General features: G+C 70.6%; 22 protein-coding genes. 5 read left to right on the forward strand and 17 right to left on the reverse strand.

The annotated features are described in order from the left end of the window. Window positions 1–54 precede the first annotated feature (54 nt). Complete coding sequence (locus F3J10_RS17505; RefSeq protein ID WP_013697316.1) at window positions 55–492, forward strand: DUF2471 family protein; 438 nt, start codon at window positions 55–57, stop codon at window positions 490–492. A gap of 279 nt (window positions 493–771) precedes the next feature. Next, the gene (locus F3J10_RS17510) at window positions 772–2,037 is read left to right on the forward strand and encodes an MFS transporter (RefSeq protein WP_166913555.1); all 1,266 of its coding nucleotides are present in this window, start codon (window positions 772–774) and stop codon (window positions 2,035–2,037) included. Between the two features lie 98 nt (window positions 2,038–2,135). Here F3J10_RS17510 and F3J10_RS17515 read toward each other — a convergent pair whose 3' ends face one another. The 4 genes from F3J10_RS17515 to F3J10_RS17530 all read right to left on the reverse strand — a co-directional run bounded on the left by F3J10_RS17515 (window position 2,136) and on the right by F3J10_RS17530 (window position 5,526). Next, window positions 2,136–3,218, reverse strand: a complete 1,083-nt coding sequence (locus F3J10_RS17515; RefSeq protein WP_123059483.1) for a VOC family protein — start codon at window positions 3,216–3,218, stop codon at window positions 2,136–2,138. Window positions 3,219–3,230: 12 nt separating this feature from the next. After that, entirely contained in the window at window positions 3,231–4,079 is an 849-nt protein-coding gene (locus tag F3J10_RS17520) for a helix-turn-helix transcriptional regulator (protein ID WP_167242619.1), read from the reverse strand. 68 nt (window positions 4,080–4,147) lie between these two features. Further along, window positions 4,148–4,705, reverse strand: coding sequence for a carboxymuconolactone decarboxylase family protein (locus F3J10_RS17525; RefSeq protein WP_167242620.1), 558 nt, complete (start codon window positions 4,703–4,705; stop codon window positions 4,148–4,150). Window positions 4,706–4,821: 116 nt separating this feature from the next. Continuing rightward, the gene (locus tag F3J10_RS17530; RefSeq protein WP_167242621.1) at window positions 4,822–5,526 is read right to left on the reverse strand and encodes an SDR family NAD(P)-dependent oxidoreductase; all 705 of its coding nucleotides are present in this window, start codon (window positions 5,524–5,526) and stop codon (window positions 4,822–4,824) included. A gap of 145 nt (window positions 5,527–5,671) precedes the next feature. Here F3J10_RS17530 and F3J10_RS17535 point away from each other — a divergent pair, with 145 nt between their 5' ends. Beyond that, the gene (locus F3J10_RS17535) at window positions 5,672–6,589 is read left to right on the forward strand and encodes a LysR family transcriptional regulator (RefSeq protein WP_167242622.1); all 918 of its coding nucleotides are present in this window, start codon (window positions 5,672–5,674) and stop codon (window positions 6,587–6,589) included. A 120-nt stretch (window positions 6,590–6,709) separates the two neighbouring features. Here the strand turns inward: F3J10_RS17535 and dctA are convergent, their stop codons facing one another. Together dctA and F3J10_RS17545 are read right to left on the reverse strand one after the other, a co-directional pair. Then, on the reverse strand, window positions 6,710–8,071 hold the full coding sequence (gene dctA, locus F3J10_RS17540) for a C4-dicarboxylate transporter DctA (RefSeq protein WP_167232584.1): 1,362 nt from the start codon (window positions 8,069–8,071) through the stop codon (window positions 6,710–6,712). Between the two features lie 166 nt (window positions 8,072–8,237). Continuing rightward, window positions 8,238–9,404 carry a mandelate racemase/muconate lactonizing enzyme family protein gene (locus tag F3J10_RS17545; RefSeq protein ID WP_167232586.1) on the reverse strand — a complete coding sequence of 389 codons (1,167 nt, stop codon included), beginning with the start codon at window positions 9,402–9,404 and terminating at the stop codon, window positions 8,238–8,240. A gap of 126 nt (window positions 9,405–9,530) precedes the next feature. Here F3J10_RS17545 and F3J10_RS17550 point away from each other — a divergent pair, with 126 nt between their 5' ends. Next, entirely contained in the window at window positions 9,531–10,529 is a 999-nt protein-coding gene (locus F3J10_RS17550) for a LysR family transcriptional regulator (protein ID WP_025098623.1), read from the forward strand. Between the two features lie 58 nt (window positions 10,530–10,587). Here F3J10_RS17550 and F3J10_RS17555 read toward each other — a convergent pair whose 3' ends face one another. From F3J10_RS17555 to F3J10_RS17590, 8 genes are all read right to left on the reverse strand, one after another. Continuing rightward, on the reverse strand, window positions 10,588–11,706 hold the full coding sequence (locus tag F3J10_RS17555) for an NAD(P)/FAD-dependent oxidoreductase (protein ID WP_166913560.1): 1,119 nt from the start codon (window positions 11,704–11,706) through the stop codon (window positions 10,588–10,590). Window positions 11,707–11,889: 183 nt separating this feature from the next. After that, window positions 11,890–13,272 carry a dihydroorotase gene (locus F3J10_RS17560; RefSeq protein WP_167242623.1) on the reverse strand — a complete coding sequence of 461 codons (1,383 nt, stop codon included), beginning with the start codon at window positions 13,270–13,272 and terminating at the stop codon, window positions 11,890–11,892. Window positions 13,273–13,312: 40 nt separating this feature from the next. Continuing rightward, window positions 13,313–13,873 (reverse strand): carbonate dehydratase, encoded by a 561-nt coding sequence (locus F3J10_RS17565; RefSeq protein WP_013697304.1) that lies wholly within the window; start codon window positions 13,871–13,873, stop codon window positions 13,313–13,315. Window positions 13,874–13,884: 11 nt separating this feature from the next. Continuing rightward, window positions 13,885–14,034, reverse strand: a complete 150-nt coding sequence (ykgO, locus tag F3J10_RS17570; protein WP_025098626.1) for a type B 50S ribosomal protein L36 — start codon at window positions 14,032–14,034, stop codon at window positions 13,885–13,887. A 31-nt stretch (window positions 14,035–14,065) separates the two neighbouring features. Next, window positions 14,066–14,665 (reverse strand): 6-carboxytetrahydropterin synthase, encoded by a 600-nt coding sequence (locus F3J10_RS17575; RefSeq protein ID WP_167232592.1) that lies wholly within the window; start codon window positions 14,663–14,665, stop codon window positions 14,066–14,068. Then, window positions 14,659–16,032 (reverse strand): cysteine--tRNA ligase, encoded by a 1,374-nt coding sequence (locus F3J10_RS17580; RefSeq protein ID WP_167242624.1) that lies wholly within the window; start codon window positions 16,030–16,032, stop codon window positions 14,659–14,661. Before F3J10_RS17580 ends, F3J10_RS17575 begins: the two co-directional genes overlap by 7 nt. Before the next feature lie 429 nt (window positions 16,033–16,461). Continuing rightward, a complete protein-coding gene (locus F3J10_RS17585; protein WP_013697300.1) occupies window positions 16,462–17,775 on the reverse strand; it encodes an Nramp family divalent metal transporter in 1,314 nt (437 codons plus the stop codon). A 207-nt stretch (window positions 17,776–17,982) separates the two neighbouring features. After that, a complete protein-coding gene (locus tag F3J10_RS17590; protein ID WP_025098629.1) occupies window positions 17,983–19,092 on the reverse strand; it encodes an agmatine deiminase family protein in 1,110 nt (369 codons plus the stop codon). Window positions 19,093–19,267: 175 nt separating this feature from the next. Between F3J10_RS17590 and F3J10_RS17595 the strand changes: the two genes are divergently transcribed. Continuing rightward, window positions 19,268–20,176 (forward strand): LysR family transcriptional regulator, encoded by a 909-nt coding sequence (locus tag F3J10_RS17595; RefSeq protein WP_205200330.1) that lies wholly within the window; start codon window positions 19,268–19,270, stop codon window positions 20,174–20,176. 29 nt (window positions 20,177–20,205) lie between these two features. Here F3J10_RS17595 and F3J10_RS17600 read toward each other — a convergent pair whose 3' ends face one another. The 3 genes from F3J10_RS17600 to F3J10_RS17610 form a co-directional block, all read right to left on the reverse strand. Further along, window positions 20,206–20,478: a hypothetical protein gene (locus tag F3J10_RS17600; protein WP_017921582.1), complete on the reverse strand. Its 273-nt coding sequence runs from the start codon at window positions 20,476–20,478 to the stop codon at window positions 20,206–20,208. A 144-nt stretch (window positions 20,479–20,622) separates the two neighbouring features. After that, entirely contained in the window at window positions 20,623–21,630 is a 1,008-nt protein-coding gene (locus F3J10_RS17605) for an XdhC family protein (protein WP_345791218.1), read from the reverse strand. Window positions 21,631–21,698: 68 nt separating this feature from the next. Further along, window positions 21,699–22,967, reverse strand: a 1,269-nt coding sequence (locus tag F3J10_RS17610; protein WP_167242626.1) for a cytochrome c, incomplete at its 5' end; no start/stop codon positions are given.

The following is a 22,967-nucleotide window of genomic DNA, read 5'->3' on the forward strand; positions in this document are numbered from 1 at the left end:
AGGCCAAAAAGACTGTATATATTTACAGTACCAGATCACCCGACGAGGTCTTCCATGACGACGATGTCCGACCTGAGCCCGAGCAGCCAAACCGGCGCGCGCCCCGATGCCGACTGGCTGGTCGACGATTACGAACTCGAGCAGATCGAGTCGCACCGCGCGCGCTACCGCGCCACCCAGGATCTGCATCAGATCCTCGTCACGCTGGCGCGCCGTGCCTTCGGCCCGCGGCGCGGCAGCCCGTTCGGCGAGCTGCGCGGCCCGAGCTGGGCGATGCTGCTGGCGATCGAGGAGCGTGCCTTCAACGACCCCGGCTTCCGGGCCCGCCACGATCCGTCGATGCTCGCCAGCCTGCCGCGGCTGGCCGGGCGGCGCGGCCTGGAGGAGGAGCAGCATGCCGAGGCGAACCTGCGCGTGGACGACGACGACATGCCGCTCGTGATCGGCGTGGCGGCCGCCCTGCTCGGCGCGAACGACATCGAGGTCGATTGAGGCCCCCGCCGCGCGCGGCGCCCGAACCCGCCTTGCGCTTCTCCGCCCCATCGACTGGCGTGACCAGCCGGCGCTTCCCGCGCCGGCTTTTCTTCGTTCGGCTGTTCTGCATTCCCTTCCCGCCCTCTGACTGCATCGGCCGAACCCGAAGCAGGTAGTCTCCATACCGGTATCCCAAGGCGTCTGTTTGCGCCTTCGCGCGCGGCGTAGCATCGTCCCGATTGCCGCCCCGCACCGCGCACGGCGGCCCCACAAGACCGCTACCACCGAGGAGACGCGATGAGCCGTCCCGCTTACCGCCCGCCGGCCGGCACCGACGACGACGGCCACGCGCACTGGCGCCGCAACCTGGCCGTCTGCGTGTTCGGCTCGTTCACCACCATCGTCTCGATGACCCTGCTGCTGCCCTTCCTGCCGCTCTATGTCGAGCAGCTCGGCGTGCACGAGCCGGCCGCGATCGTGCAATGGTCCGGCATCGCCTACGGCGCGACCTTCTTCACCGCCGCGCTGACCGCGCCGCTGTGGGGGCGCCTGGCCGATCGCTACGGGCGCAAGCTGATGCTGATCCGCGCCAGCCTCGGCATGACCATCGTGATGTCGCTGATGGGGATCGCGCACGACGTCTGGCAACTGGTGGCGCTGCGGCTCGCGGTGGGCCTGCTGGGCGGCTACGCCTCGGGCTCCACCGTGCTGGTCGCCACCCAGACGCCGAAGGCGCGCTGCGGCTGGGCGCTCGGCCTGCTGTCCTCGGGCATCATGGCCGGCAATATCGCCGGGCCGCTGATCGGCGGCTGGCTGCCCTCGCTGATCGGCATCCGCGCGACCTTCCAGGTGGCCGGCGCCGCGATCGGCCTGACCTTCCTCGCCACCGTGTTCCTGATCAAGCGCGACCGCCCCGCCGCGGCCGGCCGCGGCGCCGCCGACAAGCCCGGCTGGGCCGCGCTGCCCGACCGGCGCCCGGTGGCCGCGATGCTGGTCACCGGCGCGCTGCTGATGCTGGCCAACATGTCGATCGAGCCGATCATCACGGTCTATGTCGCGCAACTGGTGCCGGCGCACCAGGTCACCCTGGTGGCCGGGCTGGTGATGTCGGGCGCCGCGCTCGGCAGCATCCTGTCGGCCTCGCGGCTCGGCCGGCTGGCCGACCGGATCGGCCACTGGAACGTGATCGTCGGCTGCCTGGCCGCCTCGGCGGTGCTGCTGGTCCCGCAGGCCTTCGTCACCGCCGGCTGGCAGTTGATCGCCCTGCGCTTCGCGATGGGCATCGCGCTGGGCGGCCTGCTGCCCTGCGTGGCCAGCGTGATCCGCCACGCCGCGCCGCCCTCGGTGGCCGGCACCCTGCTCGGCTACTCGACCTCCTCGCAATACGCGGGGCAGGTGCTCGGGCCGCTCGCGGGCGGCTACTTCGGCGGTCACTACGGGATGCGCTCGACCTTCTTCGGCACCGCCGCGATCATGGCGCTCGGCGCGCTGGGCAATGCGATGATGCGCGCGCGGGTGGCCCGCTCGGGCGGGGCCGGCACGCGGCCGGCGGCAGCGGAATGAGGGGGATGAGGCGGGAACCCGAAGCGGAGGAACTGAAGCGGCGAACCTGAAGCGAGGAAGCCGAGGCGGGAAATGCGGAGCGAGCGCGGCGGCTCGCTTCAGTACGACATGCCGTCGACGCGCATCGCCACCGATACCGGGTCCTGCCGCGACAGCATCTCGCGAAAGCGCACGCCGCCGCGCTCGTTGGCCGGGTCGCGCTCGGCCGCGTATTCGAAGCGTCCGCCGCAGGGGGCGTCGAAGCAGCGGAACACATTGGCGCCGGAGCGATCGCGGTCGAGCCGGCGCGAACCCTGCCAGCCCTGCGCGCCCATGAAATTGCCGCCCGCGATCAGGTCGTCGAGATCGCCGACCTCGAAGGCGATGCGGTTGATGCCGGGTCGATTGGCGCGCTCGCTCAAGCGCAGGCCGTGACGGCCAACCCCGGCACCGCAGCGCAGGAAGCTGCCCGCGCCCGGCGCCGAGGCGGCCAGTTCGAAACCGAGCCGGTGCCGATAGAAATCGATCGCCGCGTCGCGTCCCGCCTCGGGAATGTCGAGCGTGACACGCGCCAGCCGCAGCACGCGTGCGCGCGTATAGGCATCGAAGGTGCGGTTCCAGTAGAACAGGTCGTCGCGCACGCCCTGCGCGCGGCCCGCGCCATCCCCGCCGCGGCGGATCTCGCCGATCGGCAGCGGCTGCGCGAGCGCGAAGCCGATCGCGTAGCCGGTCTCGTCATGGGTATGCAGCACGCCCTCGCCATCCACGCGCACCGCGCGATCGCGCGACAGCGTGTTGTGCAGCGCATCGAGCGAGGCGATCGAATCGACGCCCCAGATCAGCTCGCGCAAGGTCGAGCCGGTCTCCAGGCCTTCGGGCAGGTCGCGCGCCTGCGCGGCGACCAATCGCAGCGACTGGTTCGCGGGCGTGGCGAACACGACGCGATCGTTGCTGGTATCGATACGAGCGAGGCCAAAATCCTCGACGAAACGGATACTGTCGGCAAGTTCGTCAACACCGTACGTCACTGATTCGATTCTGGTAATCGCCATCGGGTCGTCTCCGGTCTTTGCTGCTTGTTCTGGCATTGCGCATGCATCGCGCCGGCCGGACAGTCTAGCATCGGCGACGGGAACCCGCCGGCGCGGGAAAAAGCACGAACGGACTTCCCGATGCGCCGGTTTGCGCATCGGTTTGCGCATCGGTTTGCGCGTCTAGCCCGGCGCCAGTTTTTGCCCGGCCAGCAGTTGATGATGCCGGGCCTCGGTCTGCTCGTCGGCGGGAAACATCGATTCGAGACGCAGCTCCTGCGCGCTCACGCTCTGCGGCGCGCCCACCGTGGTGACCAGCGAGAAGTAGCGCAGCACCACGCCGTCCTTGACGAAGCCCAGCGGGATCATCGGCAGGCCCGCCGAGGACGCGCTCGCGCGATGCGTGCGCCAGTCGCGCGGCACCGCCGGATAGGCGAGCAGTTCGTCGAGCAGGCGCCGCGTGCCGGCATCCACGGCATGACCCACCGTCTCGCGATGCAGGCGCTGCAGCAGGCTGCGCGCCACCGCGTCCCAGTCGGCCAGGAAGGGGCGCAGGCCGCGCGGATCGAAGATCACGTGCAGCATGTTGCGCGGCTCCTGGCGCGCGGCCATGTCGATGAAGCTGCCGAACAAGCGCAGCGCCGCCTGGTTGTTCATCAGCACGTTCCAGTGACGGTCCATCACGATCGCCGGAAAAGGTTCGTGCTGTGAAACGAGCCGCTCCAGCGCGCGAATCACGCCCTGCATCTCCTGCGCGTTCCAGGGCGGCTCCGCGTAGACGGGCGCGTAGCCGGCCGCGAGCAGCAAGGCATTGCGTTCGCGCAGCGGCACCTCGAGCGCCTGGGCCAGCGTCAGCAGCGTGTCGCGGCCCGGCACGCTGCGCCCGCTCTCGATGAAGCTGATCTGCCGCTGCGAGATGCCGGCCTCGAGCGACAGCCCGAGCTGGCTCGCGCCGCGCACACCGCGCCAGTAGCGCAGCAGCTCGCCCAGCTCGCTGGCGGCGGTTTTCGGATCGGAACGCTCGGCGCTCATCGGATCTCCTTGCATGGCGTGACCGGCGTGACCGGCGTGACACGGGGCGGCACGAGCGGCCAACCCGCTCAAACAGCCGGTGCCTGCCAGGCGTAAGCCTCGAATTGTGCCTCGAGCGGCGGCTGCGTCACGCCGCAGCTGTAGTTGGTGATGGTCGAGGCCGCCACCACGGCGACCACCTCCAGCACCTGCGGCGCGCTGAAGCCGGCCGCGAGGAAGGCCTCGCGATCCGCCCCGGGCAGGCGGCCGCGCCGCTCGATCAGCTTGCGCGCCAGCGCCGAGAGCGCGGCGAGCCGCGGGTCCTCGGGCAGCTCGCCGCGCCGGATCGCCTCGACATCGGCGGGCGCCACGCCCTGCTGCATGGCCAGCACGGTATGGAAGGCCACCGGCCAGGCGCTGGCATTGACCACCGCGTTGGTCAGCAGCAGCACCTGGATCTGCGGCTCGGTGAGGCTGCTCGCATGCACCTGCTCGAACAGGCCGATGAAGCCGCGGATCAGCACCGGCGAGGCCGCCATGGTGGCGGCCACGTTCGGGATCAGGCCGAAGGCCTGCTGCAACTGGCGCAGCACCAGCTGCGATTGCGCGGGGGCGGATTCGATCGTGTGGACGGGATAAAGCGACATGATGGCTCCGGGTCGACGCGCGCCGCCGGAATGGCAGCGCGACCCGGCCAGACTACGAGCGCGGGCGCGGCGCGCCAATTACATCGGATGTCATCGCCGGGCCGCCGCGTCATCGCTCACCACGGCACCACGCGCCCCTGGTAATCGAGGTATTGCAGGCCCGGGCGCCCGGCGTTCGCCGCGATCGTGTCGACCAGCTTCGGGATGCTCTCGTCGATGCCCAGGCGCGCCTGCGGGCCGCCCATGTCGGTGCGCACCCAGCCCGGCGCCATCAGCAGCAGCGTGCGCGGATCGCCGGCATGGCGCGCCGCGAAGCTGCGCATCAGCATGTTAAGCGCGGCCTTGCTGGCGCGGTAGACCTCGTAGTTGCCGTTCTCGTTGTTGGCCACGCTGCCCTGCCCCGATGACATCAGGCCGATCATGCCCGCGGCCGTCACCAGGGATTCGAAACGCTCGATCACGCGCATCGGGCTCAGTGCGTTGGTCACCATCACGCGCACGAACTCGTCGGTGGAGACATCGGCGATCGTCTCGCCGTCGTCGTTCTTCACGCCCGCGTTGACGAACAGCAGCTCGAGGCGGCGCCCGGCGAGCCGCCGATGCAAGGCCTCGACCTGCTCGGGCACGGTGATGTCGACGCTCTCGACCTCGAGCAGGCCGCCGGCGCGCTCGGCACGCTGGCGCAGCGCGCCCAGCGAGCTGGCGCGGCCGGTGGCGATCACGCGCCAGCCGCGTTGCAGGTATTGGTCGACCAGGGCGAAACCGAGGCCGCGCGAGGCCCCGACGATCAGCGCGGTCGCTTGGGAATGGGAATGTGTCATGTGCGATGTCCTGGCAAGCCGGCCGACGCCATCGTCGGCCGATGCAGGCAATGTAGCGAGCGGCCCGGCCGGGCGGAAGGCGCGCGGCGTGCAGGGATGGGTTGCAGCGCACGCCATGTCGGAATGCCCATGCTAGGATCCGCGCATGGCCGATTCCGACCTCAATCTCCTCGTCGCGCTCGACGCCCTGCTGGCCGAAGCCAGCGTGGCCGGCGCCGCGCGACGGCTCGGCCTGAGCGCCTCGGCGATGAGCCGCACGCTGACGCGGCTGCGCGAGGCCACCGGCGACCCGCTGCTGGTGCGCGCCGGGCGCCAGATGCTGCTCACCCCGCATGCCGAGGCGATCCGCTCACGCACCCGCGACACCCTGCACGAAGCCCTGGCCGTGCTGCGCCCCGCCGGCGCCGACCTCGACCTGGCCTCGCTGCGCCGCACCCTGACGATCCGCAGCAACGAGGGTTTCGTCGAAGCCTTCGGCGCGGCCCTGGTCGCGGCCGCCGCGGCCGAGGCGCCGCATCTGCGGTTGCGCTTCACCGCCAAGCCCTCGAAGAGCGCCGCGGCACTGCGCGACGGCTCGGCCGAACTCGAGATCGGCGTGCTCGGCGAGATGGGGCCGGAAGTGCGCCTGCAGGCGCTGTTCCGCGATCGATTCGTGGGCGTGGTCAGGCAGGGGCATGCGCTGGCTCGCGAGGACGTGGTCAGCGCCGAGGCTTACGCCGGCTTCGGGCATGTGGTCGCCTCGCGTCACGAGGACCCGCGCGGCCCCGTCGACGACGCGCTGGCCGAGCTCGGCCTGCAACGCGCGATCGTGGCCGTGGTGCCGGGCTTCCCGGCCGCGCTGGCGATCGCGCGCGGCACCGACCTGGTGGCGCTGGTGCCGGCCTCGTTCCTGGTTCATCGCGGCGCCGCGGCCGAGGACGGCCTGCATGTGTTCGAGCTGCCGGTCGCGACCGCGCGAATCACCGTCTCGCAGATGTGGCACCCGCGTCTCGAGGCCGATCCCGTGCATCGCTGGCTGCGCCAGCGCGTGCTCGCCGAATGCCGGCGGCTGATGCCGGACTGAACCGGATCGATCTCGCGACGCTCAGCGAATCACATCGGCAAGCAACGCTTCGCGGCCCGCAAGCACTACCTCAATCGCTCGACCGGCAAGCCCCGCGCCCTGCCCGGCCCGCCAACCACCTCAACGCAGCCCCGGCCCCGACAACGGCAAGCCCGCGCCCGCGTGCGCATCGGCCGGCGGTGCGTCGTGCGGCGCCTCCAGCGCCAGCTCCTCGTGATGCGTGCGATCGAGCACCGCGCGCGCCCGGTCCATGTCGAGCGCGCCTTCCCAGCGCGCCACCACCACCGTCGCCACGCCGTTGCCGATCAGGTTGGTGACCGCGCGCGCCTCGTTGAGGAAGCGATCGACGCCGAGCAGCAGCACCAGCCCCGAGACGGGAATCTGCCGCATCGTCGCCAGGGTCGCGGCCAGCGCGACGAAACCGGCGCCCGCCACGCCGGCCGAGCCCTTCGAGGTCAGCAGCAGCACGCCCAGCACCAGCAACTGATCCCAGATCGACAGGTGGATGTTCATGGCCTGCGCGATGAACAGCGCCGCCATCGTCAGGTAGATCGCCGTGCCGTCGGCGTTGAAGGTATAGCCGGTCGGCAGCACCATGCCGACCACCGGCCGCGAGCAGCCCATGCGCTCCATCTTCAGCAGCATCTGCGGCAGCACCGCCTCGGTCGAGGCGGTGCCGAGCGTGATCAGGATCTCGTCCTTGATGTAGCGGAGGTATTTCCACAGCGACAGCCCGCACAGGCGCATCGCCAGCCCGAGCCCGAGCGCCACGAACAGCACCGAGGTCAGGTAGAGGCACAGCATCAGCTGGCCGAACGAGGCCAGCGTGCCGATGCCGTACTTGCCGATGGTGAAGGCCATGCCGCCGAAGGCGCCGATCGGCGCCACGTACATGACGATGCGCACCACCCCGAACATGCCCTGCAGGAACATGTCGAGCATGTCCACCAGCGGCGCGGTGCGCGGCCCGAGCTTGGCCAGCGCGATCGCGAAGATCACCGAGAAGAAGATGATCGGCAGGATCTCGCCCTTGGCGAAGGCGCCGACGATGCTGCCCGGCACGATGCTCATGAAGAACTCGAGCATGCCGTGCTGCTGGGCCGCGTGCGTGTAGGTGGCGATCGAGGCGCTGTCGAGCGTGGCCGGGTCGATGTTCATGCCGCTGCCGGGCCGCACCAGGTTGACGATCACCAGGCCGATCAGCAGCGCGAGCGTCGAGGCCACTTCGAAATACAGCAGCGCCTTGACGCCGACGCGGCCCGCCTCGTGCAGGTCGTTCATGCGCGCGATGCCGACCACCACCGAGGCGAAGATGATCGGCGCGAGCGCCATGCGGATCAGCTTGATGAAGAGGTCGCCGAGCGGCTTCAACTGCGAGCCGAGATCGGGAAGGAAGTGGCCGACCACGACGCCGGCGAGGATACCGATCAGCACCTGCACGTAGAGGCGCGAAAGCGATTTCCGGATGCGCGATACCAGCATGTCTGTCTCCTGTGCATGCCGTCTTCCGATGGGAACCGGAACGCGCGCCTCCCGCGTCCGTCTCGTCGCGGCCCTGCACGCGAATCCGCCAGTCTTTCTTGTTCTTGGAGTGAAACGGCGGGGCCGCGTCGTCGGACGCGGCCCCGCGAGGGACTGCCTGCCGCGCTCAGTCCGACAGCTTGCGCATCTCGACGATCAGGTCCGACTTGCCCTCGAAGCCGATGCCCGGCAGGTCCGGCATGGTGATGTAGCCGTTGTCGACCTTCACGCCGTCGGGGAAGCCGCCGTAAGGCTGGAACAGGTCCGGATAGGATTCGTTGCCGCCCAGCCCGAGCCCCGCCGCGATGTTCAGCGACATCTGGTGGCCGCCGTGCGGGATGCAGCGCTTGGCCGACCAGCCGTGCTCGCGCAGCATCTCCAGCGTGCGCAGGTACTCCACCAGGCCGTAGCTGAGCGCGCAGTCGAACTGCAGCCAGTCGCGGTCGGCGCGCATGCCGCCGTAGCGGATCAGGTTGCGCGCGTCCTGCATCGAGAACAGGTCCTCGCCGGTGGCCATCGGGTTCGCGTAGTAGTTGCGCAGCGTGGCCTGCAGCTCGAAGTCGAGCGGGTCGCCCGGCTCCTCGTACCAGAACAGGTCGTATTGCGAGAGCGCCTTGGCGTACTGCACCGCGGTGTCGAGATCGAAGCGGCCGTTGGCGTCCACCGCCAGCTTCTGGCCGTCGCCGAGCACGCTGAGGATCGAGTCGATGCGGCGCAGGTCCTCGTCGAGCGAGGCGCCGCCGATCTTCTTCTTGACCACCGTGTAGCCGCGGTCGAGATAGCTGCGCATCTCGTCCTTGAGCTTGCCGTGGTCCTGGCCCGGGTAGTAATACCCGCCCGCCGCGTAGACGAAGATCTTGCGATCGGGCTGGCCGTCGCCGTAGCGATCGGCCAGCAACTGGAACAGCGGCTTGCCCTCGATCTTCGCCACCGCGTCCCACACGGCCATGTCGATGGTGCCGATCGCCACCGAGCGCTCGCCATGGCCGCCCGGCTTCTCGTTCTGGAACAGGGTGGCCCAGATCTTGTGCGGATCGAGATTGGTGCCGGCGTCATCCACCAGCGAGGCCGGGTCGGCCTCGAGCAGGCGCGGGATGAAGCGCTCGCGCATCAGCGTGCCCTGGCCGTAGCGGCCGTTCGAATTGAAGCCGTAGCCGACCACCGGCTTGCCGTCGCGGATCACGTCGGTGATCACCGCCACCAGGCTCAGCGTCATCTTGCTGAAATCGATGTAGGCATTGCGGATGGGCGAGCTGATCGGGACGGTCTTTTCGCGGATTTCTACGATTCTCATGCGGGTGTCTCCTGGTGACACGAATTCTCGGTGTTCGGGCACGCAAACCATGCGGCAACGGGGTCTAGCTTAGTCGCGTCGACCGGCGCTAGAATTCACCGGAATTCATTTCATCTTTCACCAAAAGTGAAAACCGACATCACCTCCGACTTCGCGTTCTTCGTCCAGCTGGCCAAGCTCGGGAGCCTGTCGGGCGCGGCGCGCTCGATGGGGCTCACGCCGCCGGCGGCCACCAAGCGGCTCGGCATCCTGGAGGCGCGCCTGGGCGCGCGGCTGGTGAACCGCACCACGCGCAGCATCAGCCTCACGCCCGAGGGCGAGACCTACGCGCGCTACGCGGCGCGCATCCTGGAGCAGGTGCGCGAGATGGAGGATGCGATCGCCGGCACGCCGGCCGATCCGCATGGGCGCCTGCGCGTGAACGCCACCCTGGGTTTCGGCCGCACCACCATCGCGCCGCTGGTTTCCGAGTTCGCCAAGCGCTACCCGCATGTGGACGTGCAGTTCGTGGTGACCGACAAGCCGGTCGACCTGGTCGAGGGCGGTTTCGACATGGCGATCCGCTTCGGCGAGCTGCCCGACGGCCGGCTGCGCGCGCGCCGCCTGATGAGCAACCGGCGCTTCCTGTGCGCCTCGCCGAAGTATCTGGAGCGCGCCGGCACACCGCTGCGCAAGGAGGAACTGGTCGCGCATCGCTGCATCATCCACAGCCAGAACGACGATGCCTATGGCGTCTGGAACTTCATCCAGGACGATCATCTGGAGGCGCTGAAGGTGAACGGCTCGCTGTCGAGCAACGACGGCGACATCGTGCTGCGCTGGGCGCTCGATGGCCACGGCATCCTGATCCGCTCCGAATGGGATCTCGCCAAGTACCTGCAGAGCGGGCGCCTCCGGCTGGTGCTGCCCGAGGTGGTGCTGCCCTCGGCCGATCTCTATGTCTACTATCCCGGGCAGCGCAAGCAGAGTACGCGCTCGCGTGCCTTCATCGACTTTCTGGTCGACCACTTCCAGGCGCCCTTCATCCCCGTCGACGTCGCGCAGGCGGCGGCGCTGGCCGCGCCGGCGCCCGCCAGATCGGCGCGCCGGCGCCGGGCCGCGACGGGTTCAAACGAGGAAGCTTGAGGGACGCCTACCGAGTCGGGGACGGGCAGCCCGCGTGGCGACGCCGGGCTCGTCGCGCTCAGCCGGCCGCCTCGTCCAGGCGCGCCAGCACCTCGTCGGCGATCGCCAGCGAGGCGGTCAGCCCCGGCGATTCGATGCCGTACAGGTTCACCAGCCCCGCCACGCCGTGCACGCCGGCGCCCTGGATCACGAAGTCGGCATCGGGCGTGTCGAGCTTGGGGCGGATGCCCGAGTAGGCGGGTTGCAGGGCCTGGTCGGGCAGCGCCGGCCAGTAGCGCCGGATCGCCGCGTAGAAGCGCTCGGCGCGGGCCGGATCGACGCGGTAGTCGATGCTGTCGACCCATTCCACGTCGGGGCCGAAACGCGCCTGGTTGGCCAGGTCCAGCGTCAGGTGCACCCCGAGCCCGCCGGGCTCCGGCACCGGGTAGACCAGCCGCGAGAACGGCGCGCGCCCCGCCAGCGAGTAGTAATTGCCCTTGGCGTAGCGCTCGCGCGGGATCGTGTCGGCGGGCAGGCCGCGCAAGGCACGCGCCACCGCCTGCGCATGCAGGCCGGCCGCGTTGATCACGCGGCGCGCGCGTAGCGTCATCGGCTCGTCGCCGCCCACCTCCAGCTCGATCAGCGGGCCGCCGGCCTCGCGCAGGATCTCGCCGCCGCTCACCGGCGAGCGATAGGCGATCATCGCGCCGGCGCGCTCGGCGTCGCCGAGCAGCGCGAGCATCAGCGCATGACTGTCGACGATGCCCGTCGAGGGCGATTCGAGCGCGGCCACGCAGTGCAGCGAGGGTTCCAGCGCGCGCGCCTGGGCGGCGTCCAGGCGGTGCAGGTCGGTCACGCCGTTGGCGCGCGCGGCCGCCTCGATCGCGTCGAGCGCGTCGCGCTGCGCCGCGTCGGTCGCGACGATCAGCTTGCCGCAGCGCCGATGCGGCACGCCGCCGGCCTCGCAATAGGCATAGAGCTGCTGCTTGCCCGCCACGCACAGACGCGCCTTCAGCGAACCGGCCGCGTAATAGATCCCGGCGTGGATCACCTCGCTGTTGCGCGAGCTGGTGCCGGTGCCGATCATCGCTTCCGACTCGACGATCACCGTCTCCCAGCCGCGCCGCGCGCAGGCGCGCGCCACCGCGAGGCCCACCACGCCGGCGCCGATCACCACGCACTCCACGCTGTCCGTCATCTGCTCGGTCTCCTGGCTCGATCGGTGCCGTGTTCGTCGCGCCGACCGGCGCGCGATCCGACACGACACGACATGAGGAAACCGCAGCATAGCGCAGCCTCGCCACCGGCTCGCCCGTGCATCGCGTCCCGCAAGCTTCGCGTCAGGAAGACGGCCGCGCCGGTTGCCGCGCGCCGGCAGGCTTCAGCCCGGCGCGATGTCGAGGAAGGTCAGCGGCATGCCCGAAGGCTGGCCCTGAAGCTCACCATCGCGCATCACCGGCCGGCCGCGCAGCACCGTCGAGATCGGCCAGCCGCGGCACCAGACGCCGTCGTACGGCGTCCAGCCCGAGACGCTGGCGATCCAGTCGTTGCCGATCATGCGGCGCGCGGCCAGGTCGACGATCGTCAGGTCGGCGTCGTAGCCCAGCGCGATGCGCCCCTTGCCCTCGATGCCGAACAGCCGCGCCGGCCCCGCGCTGGTCAGGTCGACCAGGCGCTGCAGGCTCAGGCGGCCGAGCGCGACGTGGTCGAGCATCAGCGGCAGCAGGGTCTGCACGCCGGTCATGCCGCTCGGCGAATCGGGATAGGGCCGCGCCTTCTCCTCGCGCGTGTGCGGCGCGTGATCGCTGCCGATCACGTCCACCACGCCGTCGCGCACCGCCTGCCACAGCGCCTCGCGATGGTAGGCGTCGCGCACCGGCGGATTCATCTGCGCGAGGCTGCCGAGCCGCTCGTAGCAGGCCGGCGCGTCGAGCGTCAGGTGGTGCGGCGTGACCTCGACGCTGACGCGCCGCTTGTGCTGCGCGAGAAAGGCCATCTCCTCGGCGGTGGTCACGTGCAGCACGTGCAGCTTGCGGCCCGTCTCGGCGGCCATGCCGACCACCCGGCGGGTCGCCAGCAAGGCGCTTTCCGGATCGCGCCAGCGCGGATGGTCGCGCACGTCGCGGCTGGCTTCCACCAGCGCGCGCCGCTCGCGCAGCCGCGCCTCGTCCTCGGCGTGCACGGCCATGCGGCGCCGGCCGTTGCGCACGATGCGGCGCAGCACGCTGTCCTCGTCGGCCAGCAGGTTGCCGAACGAGCTGCCCATGAACACCTTCACGCCGGCGCAGCCGGGCAGCGTCTCCAGCACCGCGAGCCGCTCGGCATTGAGCGCCGAGCCGCCGAGGTAGAAGGCGTGATCGCACCAGGCCCGGCCGCGCGCGAGCTGCAGCTTGTCGCGCAGGTCCGAGGCCTCCAGCGTGAGCGGCTGGGTGTTGGGCATCTCGAACACCGCCGTCACGCCGCCGAGCACGGCGCCGCGCGTGCCGGCCTCGAGCGTCTCCTTGTGGGTCAGGCCCGGGTCGCGGAAATGCACCTGGGTATCGATCACGCCCGGCAGCACGTGCAGGCCGTCGGCCGCGAGCCGCGTCTCGGCGCTCCAGCGCCGCGACAGCTCGCCGAGCGCGACGATCCGGCCGTCCAGGCAGGCGATGTCGATGCTGGCCTCGCCGCCCGGCGTGAGCACCGTGCCGCCCGTCACCAGCAGGTCGGCATGGCGCCGCGCGAGGCGAGCGTCGAATTCGTCCTGTTCGAGGGTGCCGCTCATGCCGCTCCCCCGCCTTGTCGCGTGATGCGCATCGGTCGCCTCAGAATTCGTTCTGGATGTGCTTGTAGCCATGCACGAGTTCGTTGTTGGTACGCGCGACGTCCTCGGAGAATTCGCTCGCGTCGGGCGTGACCTGCGGATAGGCCTCGAGATCCGTCTCGGGCCCGATGCGCTCGGTGGAGGGCACGTGGAAATGCGGCGGCAGCCGGCAGCCGTCCACCACCGCGTTGTAGCGCACCACGCAGCGGTCGCCCACCACGCAGTTGAACAGCACGCTGTTGAAGCCGATGAACACGCCGTCGCCGATCTCGCAGGGGCCATGCACGATGGCCCGGTGTGCGATCGAGGTGCGCTGGCCGATGCTCACGCGCGCGCCCGACTTCGAGTGGATCACCACGCCGTCCTGGATGTTCGAGTGCGCGCCGATCACGATCGGCTCGATATGGCCGTTCGCGTCGATCTCGTCGGCGCGGATCACCGCGTAAGGCCCGATGAAGACGTTCGCCTCGACGATCACCAGGCCGCAGAGCACGGCGGTCGGATCGACGAAGGCGTCGGGATGGATTCGCGGCAGGTCGCCGCGCGGGTTCTTGCGGATCATGTGCGTAAAGCTCAGCCCTTGTGCTTGTTGCGGGCGCCGCCCTGGCGCGCCTTGAAACGCGGATTGGTCTTGCAGATCACGTAGATGCGTCCGCGGCGGCGCACCACCTGGCAGTTGCGATCGCGTTTTTTCGCTTCCTTCAGCGAGGACAGAACTTGCATGTCTCGGGCTCCGTTGGATGAGAGGGTGGGCTCAGTAGGCCGGCGCCGGCGCGACCGGCGCTGGATTGGCGATCCGCTCGCCGCGCGCGAGCCGCGCCAGCAGCGCGGGATCGCGCCATTCCCCGAGGATCGCCGGGGAAAATTCGATGTCCCGAAGATCGATCGGTCCCATCCTCGGGTTCACGGCGTCGGCGCGAAAGCATTGCGCGTAGCCGGTCTCGGTCTCGTGGACGATCACCGAGTGCAGTTGCACGTCGGCCTCGCCATTGGCCATGTCGGTCGCGTCGAGCAGCGTGTCGATCAGGCGGAACAACAGGCGCGAGAACTGCTCGGCGCTCGGCGAGACGGGCAGCAGCACCCAGCGCTCGGAATGGCGGCGCATCGCGGCGAGGTAGTCGGCATCGTCGTCGCGCCAGAGCGCGACCGCGTGGTCGAAGCCGTCGATCAGCTCGCGCACCTCGTGCTTGAGCAGGCCGAAGTCGTAGATCATCTGGCCGTGGTCGAACGCGTGGGCCTCGAGCAGCAGTTCGACGCGATAGGAATGGCCATGCACCGAGCTTGCGCAGCGCCGCGTGGTGCAGCCGCGCACGATATGCGCGCTCTCGAAGCGGAACAGCTTGCGGATCAGCATCGTGCGCCCTGGGTCGCGAAGCGGGTGCGGTGCCGGCCACCGGCGCTGTCGTCGGCGCGGGCTTCCGGATCCGCCTCCAGGGCGGCTGCCGGTTCGAGGTCGAATTCATCGGCCGGCGCGCGACGCGCGCGTTCGCGCGGCACGGCCTCGGCGCCGAGTTCGCGCAGGGCCGATTCGGGCGAGCGCTGCAGCAGGCCGAGCGGCCGCGCGGAAGCCAGCAGGCGTGACTTCGCGCGGATCCGGGCGGATTCGGTCGCCGCGCCGTCGACGGCGGCCAGCAGACCGTTGAGCCGCGCCAGCGCGGCCGGTACGTTGAGGTCGTTGCGCAGCGCGGCCAGCACCGCCTCGTCGGGTTCCACCGCGGTGTCGACGCGGGTGTCGCGCGCCGCCGCCAGCACGTGGTAGCCGCGCGTGAGCGTGCGCCGCGCCGAGGACAGGCGCTGCAGGTTCCAGTTCAGCGGCTGCCGGTAGTGCACCGACAGCAGGGCGAGCCGGATCGCCTCGCCGGACGCGCGCTCGCGCAGCGCCCGCAGCGTCACCACGTTGCGCAGCGGCTTCGACATCTTCTGCCAGTTCACGGTCAGGAAGGCGTTGTGCAGCCAGGTCCGGCTCGGCGGCATGCCGTTCGCGCAGGCGAGCTGCGCGATCTCGTTCTCGTGATGCGGATGGATCAGGTCCTGGCCGCCGCCATGGATATCGATCTCGCGGCCCAGCTCGCGCTCCAGGATCGAGGTGCACTGCGCGTGCCAGCCGGGACGCCCGGCGCCCCAGGGGCTGGGCCATGCCGGAAAGCCATGCTCGGCCGGCTTCCAGAGCACGAAATCGAGCGGATGGCGCCGGCGCGGCGCGGGTTCGCCGCGCGCCAGCGCGATCATGTCCTCCACCGGGCGGCCGCAAAGCCGGCCATGACCGGGATACGAGGGCACGTGGAACAGCACGTGCCCGGCCTCGATGTAGGCATGGCCGCGTTCCAGCAGGCGCGCGGCCTGCTCGACCAGGCCCGCCACCTGCTCGCTCGCGCGAGGTTCGACGTCGGGCGCGAGCACGCCGAGCGCGTTGAGGTCCTCGCGCCAGGCGTCGCGATAACGCGCGGTGAAGGCCTCGACGGACTCGCCGGCGGCGAGCGCGGCCGCGTGGATGCGGTCGTCGACATCGGCCAGCCGGCCGACATGGAGCACGTCCGGGTAGTGCAGGCGCAGCAGCCGGGCGAGCACGTCGAACACCACCGCCGGTCGCGCGTTGCCCAGGTGCGCATGGTCGTGCAGGGTCGGGCCGCCGACATAGAGGGTCACTCGCCCCGGCACCGGCGTGCGCAGCGGCGACTTTTCGCGCGTGAGCGTGTTGTAGAGCTGGATCGGCGCGTTCATGCGGGCATCTCCCGTGGACGCGAAGCTTGCGCGGCTGCGCTTTCCGAGTCGGCATGCCTCGTCGTCATTTCGGAAAACGAAATAATTGTGCGAGCGGAATTCATGCCTACATGTCTCTGCAAGGATTGAGGTGGCCCGCACGGAATCGGTCCGGGAATGGACGCGCTGCCTCGGGCATGGCTGCCGGCGGGCGCATTGGATGCGGCACGTGCGGCGACAAAGACCGCCGGGCAAATGGCGTCTCGCTACGAACTCGACCGCGATGTGCCGGCGAGAGGCGATGTTACGATATAACGTATCAATTCACAAGCGGAGCACGGCAAGCGGCGCCCGGCCAGCCGAGCCTCGATCAATACATGGGAAACCAATCGACGGCATCGTCGGGCCTTACCTCGCCAAAGGAAGCAAAACCCGCCCGGCGCCGGCCGCTCAGCCCACCACGCCCGTCACCAGCAGCAGGTTGGTGCCGGTGATCACGGCGAACAGCAGCCAGGCGAACAGGCGCGCGGGCAGGCCGATCGCGTTGTCCTGCATCAGCCGGCGGTCGCTGACCGAGCGGATCAGCGGCCACATCGCGAACGGCAGTTGCAGGCTCAGCAGCACCTGGCTCCACACCAGCAGCTTGCCCACCGAGCCGTCGCCGAGCACCAGCACGCCGATCAGCGCCGGCACCAGGGCCAGCCCGCGCGTGATCAGGCGACGCTGGTAGCAGGGAATCTTCACTTGCAGGAAACCGTCCATGATCACCTGCCCGGCGATCGTGCCGGTCAGCGTCGAACTTTGCCCGGAAGCCAGCAGCGCGATGCCGAACAGGATCGCCGCGCCGCCGCCCACCAGCGGCGTGATCAGCTGGTAGGCCTGCTCGATGTCGGCCACGCCGGTATGCCCCGCCGCGTGGAAGGCCGAACCGGCCAGGATCAGGATCGCCGCGTTCACGCACATCGCCACCAGCAGCGACACCCAGGTATCGACGCGCACCATCGCCAGCGTGTCGCGGACCTGGCCGCGCTCGCCGCCGGTGACGCGGCGGGTCTGGACCACCGAGGAATGCAGGTAGAGGTTGTGCGGCATGATGGTCGCGCCGACGATGCCCAGCGCCAGCACGATCGCGTCCTTGCTGTCATGGCCCGGGTTGCCCGGCACCAGGCCCGCGGCCACCGCGTGCCAGTCGGGCGGCACCATCGCCACCTGCGCCACGAAGCAGAACGCCATGGTGCCGATCAGGCCCAGCACGATCGCCTCGATCTGCCGGAAGCCCTTGCCCTGCAGGCCCAGCACGATCACCGTGTCGAGCGCGGTCAGCACGATGCCCCAGGCCAGCGGCACGCCCAGCAGCAGCTTGAAGGCCAGCGCGCAGCCCAGCACCTCGGCGATGTCGCAGGCAATGATCGAGATCTCGGCGGTGACCCATTGCAGCCACTTGCCGAACGGGCCGTAGCGTTCGTAGCTGGCCTGCGCGAGGTCGCGCCCGGTCACCAGGCCGAGCCGCGCGGCCAGCATCTGCAGGAAGATCGCCGCCAGGCTCGAGAAGGCCACCACCCACAGCAGCGAATAGCCGAATTCGGAGCCGGCCTGGATGTCGGTCGCCCAGTTGCCCGGGTCCATGTAGCCGATCGCCACCAGCAGGCCGGGGCCGGCGAAGCGGCGCAGCTTCTGGGACCACGGCGCGCGGGCATCGATGGTGATGCTGCCCTTCACTTCGGCGGGACAGAACGGGGCGGTCGGAATGGTCGGCAGCGGCATCGGGGGCGGGCGAGAAAAAGGGGGCGGCACGGCGGAACCCGTGCATTGTACTGAGGCCGGAAAGATCCGGCCGGGATCGTGCGCCGCGAACCACGCCGCCCTATTCTCGTCCCCTCCTGGTGCCGCCAGGGGCGAGCCTGGGCCAAGCTCTCGAGCCACCGACGCGACGAGCCGGCCGCGCCGGCCCGGCCGGCAGCCCGCCTTCGCTCAAGCCGGCTGCTGCTGCGTGGTGCAGTGAATGCCCCCGCCGCCGGCCGCCACCCCGTCGATATCGAGCTGGATCACCTCGCGCCCCGGGAACAGGTCGGTCAGCACGTCGCGCGTGTTGCGGTCCGCCTTCGCATCGCCGAACTCGGGGGCGATCACGGCGCGATTGCAGACATAGAAGTTGATGTAGCCCGCCGCGAACTGGTCGTTCTCATACCGGGCGCGCACGCTGCCCGGCCCGGGCAGCGTCACCACCTTCAGCGGGCGGCCCTTCGCGTCGCTGGCCTTGCGCAGGATCGCCAGGTGGCGCTGGGTCACCGCGTGATCGTAGGATGACGGATCCGGGTCGAGCCCGGCCACCACCACGCCGGGGCTGGCGAAACGCGCATAGAAATCGGTATGGCCGTCGGTGATGTCCCGACCGGCGATGCCGGGCAGCCAGATGATCTTCCTGAGCCCGAGCAGCCGCGACAGCTCCGCCTCGCACCGCGCCTTGTCCAGGCCCGGATTGCGGTTGGCATTGAGCACGCAGCTCTCGGTGATGATGGCCGTGCCCTCGCCGTCCACCTCGATGCCGCCGCCCTCCAGCACCAGGCGCGTGGCGACGCGCGCCGCGCCGGCGCGATCGGCGACCAGGCCCGCCACTTCGGCATCCGCCTCGTGCTCCTGCTTGTTGCCCCAGCCGTTGAAGTTGAAGCCGACCGCGCCGAGCTGCCCGGCCGCGCCCTTGACGAACACCGGGCCGGTATCGCGCATCCAGAGATCGTCGATCTCGCAGGGCACCAGCTCGACCGAGGCGCCGCACAGACGCGCGGCGGTCTCCTGCTCCTGCTCGCGCACCAGCATCTTCACCGGCTCGTGCGCGGCGATCGCCCGCGCGATGCCCGCCAGGTTCTGCCTGGCCACCGGCAGCAGCCGGGCGCCCCAGATCGCCTCGCTGGGGCCGAAGGCCATCCAGGTGGCGGCATGCCGGTCGCCCTCGTCGGGCATCCGCCAGGCTTCGTCGCGGGCTTGCGCCGGCAGGCTGAAGGCGCCGCCCAGCGCGCCCGCGGCCAGCGCGCCGCTGGAGGCCAGCACACCGCGTTTCAGGAAATGGCGTCGTGTCGTCATCTCGAATTCCTCAATCAGATCGATGGAGCCTGTCGCGCCGGCGCGCAGCCGGGTCCGGATTCCGTCCCTTTCATGCCGCGCCTTCACGTTTGGCCGATGCGAGATTGTGCTGGCAGCCAGACTTGATGAAAAATGATGTTTATTGCCTCAATCAATCAACTTTCCTCATATCTCCATGCAACGCGTTCCTTCCCTGAAATTACTGATGGGCTTCGAGGCGGCCGCGCGCCTGGGCAACTTCTCGCGCGCCGCCGACGAGCTGCACCTGTCGCAATCGGCGATCAGCCACCAGATCCAGCAGCTCGAGGAACAGCTCGGGCAGCCGCTGTTCCGCCGCGTGGGCCGCGGCGTGGAGCTGACGGTGGCCGGCGAGGTGCTGCAGCGAAGCGTACAACGCTCGATGGACACGCTGCGCAGCGGGCTCGGCAGGATCGCCAGCTATCTCGATCCGGGGCTGGTGGTGCTGGTGTGTCCCGCGCCGCTGCTGCACGGCTGGCTGCAGCCGCGTCTCGAGCAGTTGCAGCAGGCGCTGCCCGAGCTGTGCCCGCTGCTCTCGACCGACGAGAGCGCGCGCTACGTCGACGAGATCGACGTCGACCTGACGATCGGCGCGCGCCCCATGCAGCAGCCCGGCCTGCTGGAGACGCCCTTGCTGCGCGACGAATGGGTGACGGTTTGCGCGAGCGGGCTGGCCCGGCAATTGAGCGGGGTGCCGCGCGCCGAGCATCATCGGCACGCGGGATTGATCTGCCTGGAGGAGAACCTGACCGACGAGCGCACCGCCGCGCTGTTGCGCGGGCCGTTGTCGGCCTACCGGATCAGGGCGATCTACGACGATCAGCGCCTGGTGCTGGATGCCGTGCGACGCGGGCGCGGCCTGGCCTGCGTATCGCGACTGGCGGCGCAGGACGAGATCGCGCGCGGCGCGCTGCGGGTGCTGGAGGATTACCCGCGCCTGCCCGGCACGACCTGGTGGTTGTCACGCGTGGCCGGGCCTTCGCGATCGCCGATCGTCGGGCAACTGCTCGACTGGCTGCTGGCGCAGGGCGACCCGGCGGGCGACGGGACCAACCCCGCCGCCTGAGCCAAGCCGCGCGCCGCGCGGCGCCGAACTCAGAGCTGCGCCTCGACGATCGCGCGACCACGAATCGCGCGCTCGACCAGTTGCTCGTCCTCGACCTTGCGGATCGCGTCGTCCAGCAAGCCCTCGGGCGCCTCGGTCACCAGCTTCAGCATGCCGGAGAAACCGCGTGCATCGAGCACCACCAGGGTCTCCATCGAATCGGCTCGGCTCACCAGCACGCGGCGCAGGGCCGGGCCGGCGCCGAAGCTGGCACACAGGGAAATCGTCTCGTCGCCGAGCGTGTAGTTGAAGTGCTTGATCATGGCGCACCGTCGCGGCAAGGGGCTGGTCGATGGGCGCGCGCCAGGGCCGGCATGCCGGCGCGTCGGGGCGCGCTGGCGGCGCCGCTCGACAGCTTCGACCGGTCACCGCTATCGGCATGCTAGGGGCCCTGGATTAAGGCGCGCTTAAGAGCCCGAAGGCCCCGGCCCACCCGAACCATCCGGCGCGGCACGGGCGGCCTTGCCCGCCTCGACGTCGCGCAAGCCGGCCACCGGCACGCGATGCCGGCGCGCGGTCAGGTCGGCGACGATCGACACGGCGATCTCGGGCGGCGTGCTGCCGCCCAGGTACAAGCCGATCGGCGCATGCAGGCGCGCGAGCTGCGCCTCGTCGAGATCGAACAGCCGCAGCCGCTCGCGGCGAGCCTCGCTGTTGCGGCGCGAGCCGATCGCGCCGACGTAGAAGGCCGGCGTGCGCAGCGCCTCGATCAGGGCCAGGTCGTCGAGCTTGGGATCATGGGTCAGCGCCAGCACGGCGGTGCGCGCATCGGGCCGCATCGCCAGCACGGTGTCGTCGGGCATGGTGCGCACCCGCGTGAGCCCGGGCAGCGGCGGCTCGGCGTAATCGTCGCGCGGGTCGCAGAGCGTGACCGCGTAACCGAGCGGCACCGCCATCGCGGCCACGTAACGGCTCAGCTCGCCCGCGCCGATCAGCAGCAGCCGCCAGGCCGGCCCGAACGGCGCGACCAGTCGCCGGCCGTCGAAGCTGGGCGCCGCCGCATCCCCTGCCACCTCCCCCAGCGTGGCGCGCCCGCTGGCGAGATCGAGCGTGCGCGTCACCACGCGCCCGGCGCGCAGCGCATCGAGCAGCGCGCCGAACCCGCTGGCCGGCGTGATCGCCTCGCGCACCAGCCGCAGCGTGCCGCCGCATGGCAGTCCGAAACGATGCGCCTCGTCGGCCAGCAGGCCGTATTCGAGCAGGGCCGGCAGCGGCCCGGGCGGGCCGTCGCGGCGCAGCGACTCGGCCAGCTCGTCCTCGATGCAGCCGCCCGATACCGAGCCGGCGATCCTCCCGTCGTCGCGCAGCGCCATGATCGCGCCGACCGGCCGCGGCGCCGATCCCCAGGTATGCACGACGGTATGCAGCCAGACCGCGTGGCCGGCCGCCAGCCAGGCGCCGGCCGTCTCCAGCACCTCGCGCTCGGCGCCGTGCCAGCCGGTGCCGTCCGAGCCGCCCGGCGCGAGGAAGGCCTCGAGCGCGTTCAATGCCCCGCTCCCTGCGCGCGGATCCGTGCCGAGGCCGCTTCCAGATCGCGCCAGGCCGGCTGGTCCGGCGCATATCGCTTGCGGATGTAGGCGGCGAGCTCGGCCATCTGGCGATCGTCGAATTCGTCGCGGAAGGCCGGCATGTAGCCGAGCGCGGCGGTGGCCGGCTGGGCGATGCCGTTTTGCAGCACGCGCAGCAGGTTGTCGGGATTGGCGTGGCTCACGCTGGTGTTGAGGCCCATCAGCGGGCGCACGCCGAAGTGGCCGACGCCGCCCGATTCCGCGTGGCAGACCGCGCAGGCCGCATCGAAGGCGCGCCGCCCGTTCTCCATGCCGAGCGTCGAGACCAGCTCCGCGCCGCCGGCGCGCGACGCGGCGGCGGCCGACACCGCCTGCGCGTCGACCGAGGGCGACAACGAGGCGAGGTAATGCGCGATCGCGCGCACGTCGCCCTCGGGCAGCTCGGCAAGCCCCGCCACCACCGGCGCCATCGGCCCGGCCGCCACGCCGTGCTCGGGCGAGAAGCCGGTGCGCAGGTAGCGGAACAGCGCGTCCTCGGTCCAGGGCACCGGCGCCGCGTGCGAGGCGGCGACCAGCGCCGGCGCGTCCCAGCCCTCGGCCTGGCCGCCGCTCAGGTAGGCGAACCCGCCCTTCTCGGCGCCCAGCGCGTTGCGCGGCGAATGGCAGGCGCTGCAATGGCCGGCGCCATCGACCAGGTACTTGCCGCGATTCCACTGCGCCGAGCGCGCCGGATCGGGCGCATAGGGCCTGTCGTCGTGATAGAGCCAGTTCCAGCCGGCCACCAGGCGCCGCTGGTTCATCGGGAACGGCAGGCGCGTGGGCGGCGGCGCCGCCTTCACCGCCGGCTGGGACATCAGGTAGGCATACAGCGCGAGCATGTCGGGCTCGCTGAGCCTGGCGAAGGCCGTGTACGGAAAGGCCGGGTAGAGATGATGGCCGTCGCGCGAGATGCCCTCGCGCATGGCGCGCGCGAAGGCCGGGTAGGACCAGCCGCCGATGCCGGTTTCCGCATCGGGCGTGAGATTGGTCGAGTAGATCGTGCCGAACGGCGTTTCGAGCGGGAAGCCGCCCGCGTTGGGCTTGCCGCCCGGCGCCGTGTGGCAGACCGCGCAGTCGCCGGCGATCGCCACCAGGCGGCCGCGCTCCAGCGTCTCGGCGCTCCACACCTGGGCGCCGCCCGCCGAGCCGGCCGGGATCGGCGCGATCGGCGCGGGGCCCGGCAGCATCGCGCCGGCCAGGCCGAT

It is taken from the genome of Burkholderia sp. Cy-637 (assembly GCF_011753175.1).
GTDB lineage: Bacteria > Pseudomonadota > Gammaproteobacteria > Burkholderiales > Burkholderiaceae > Burkholderia > Burkholderia gladioli.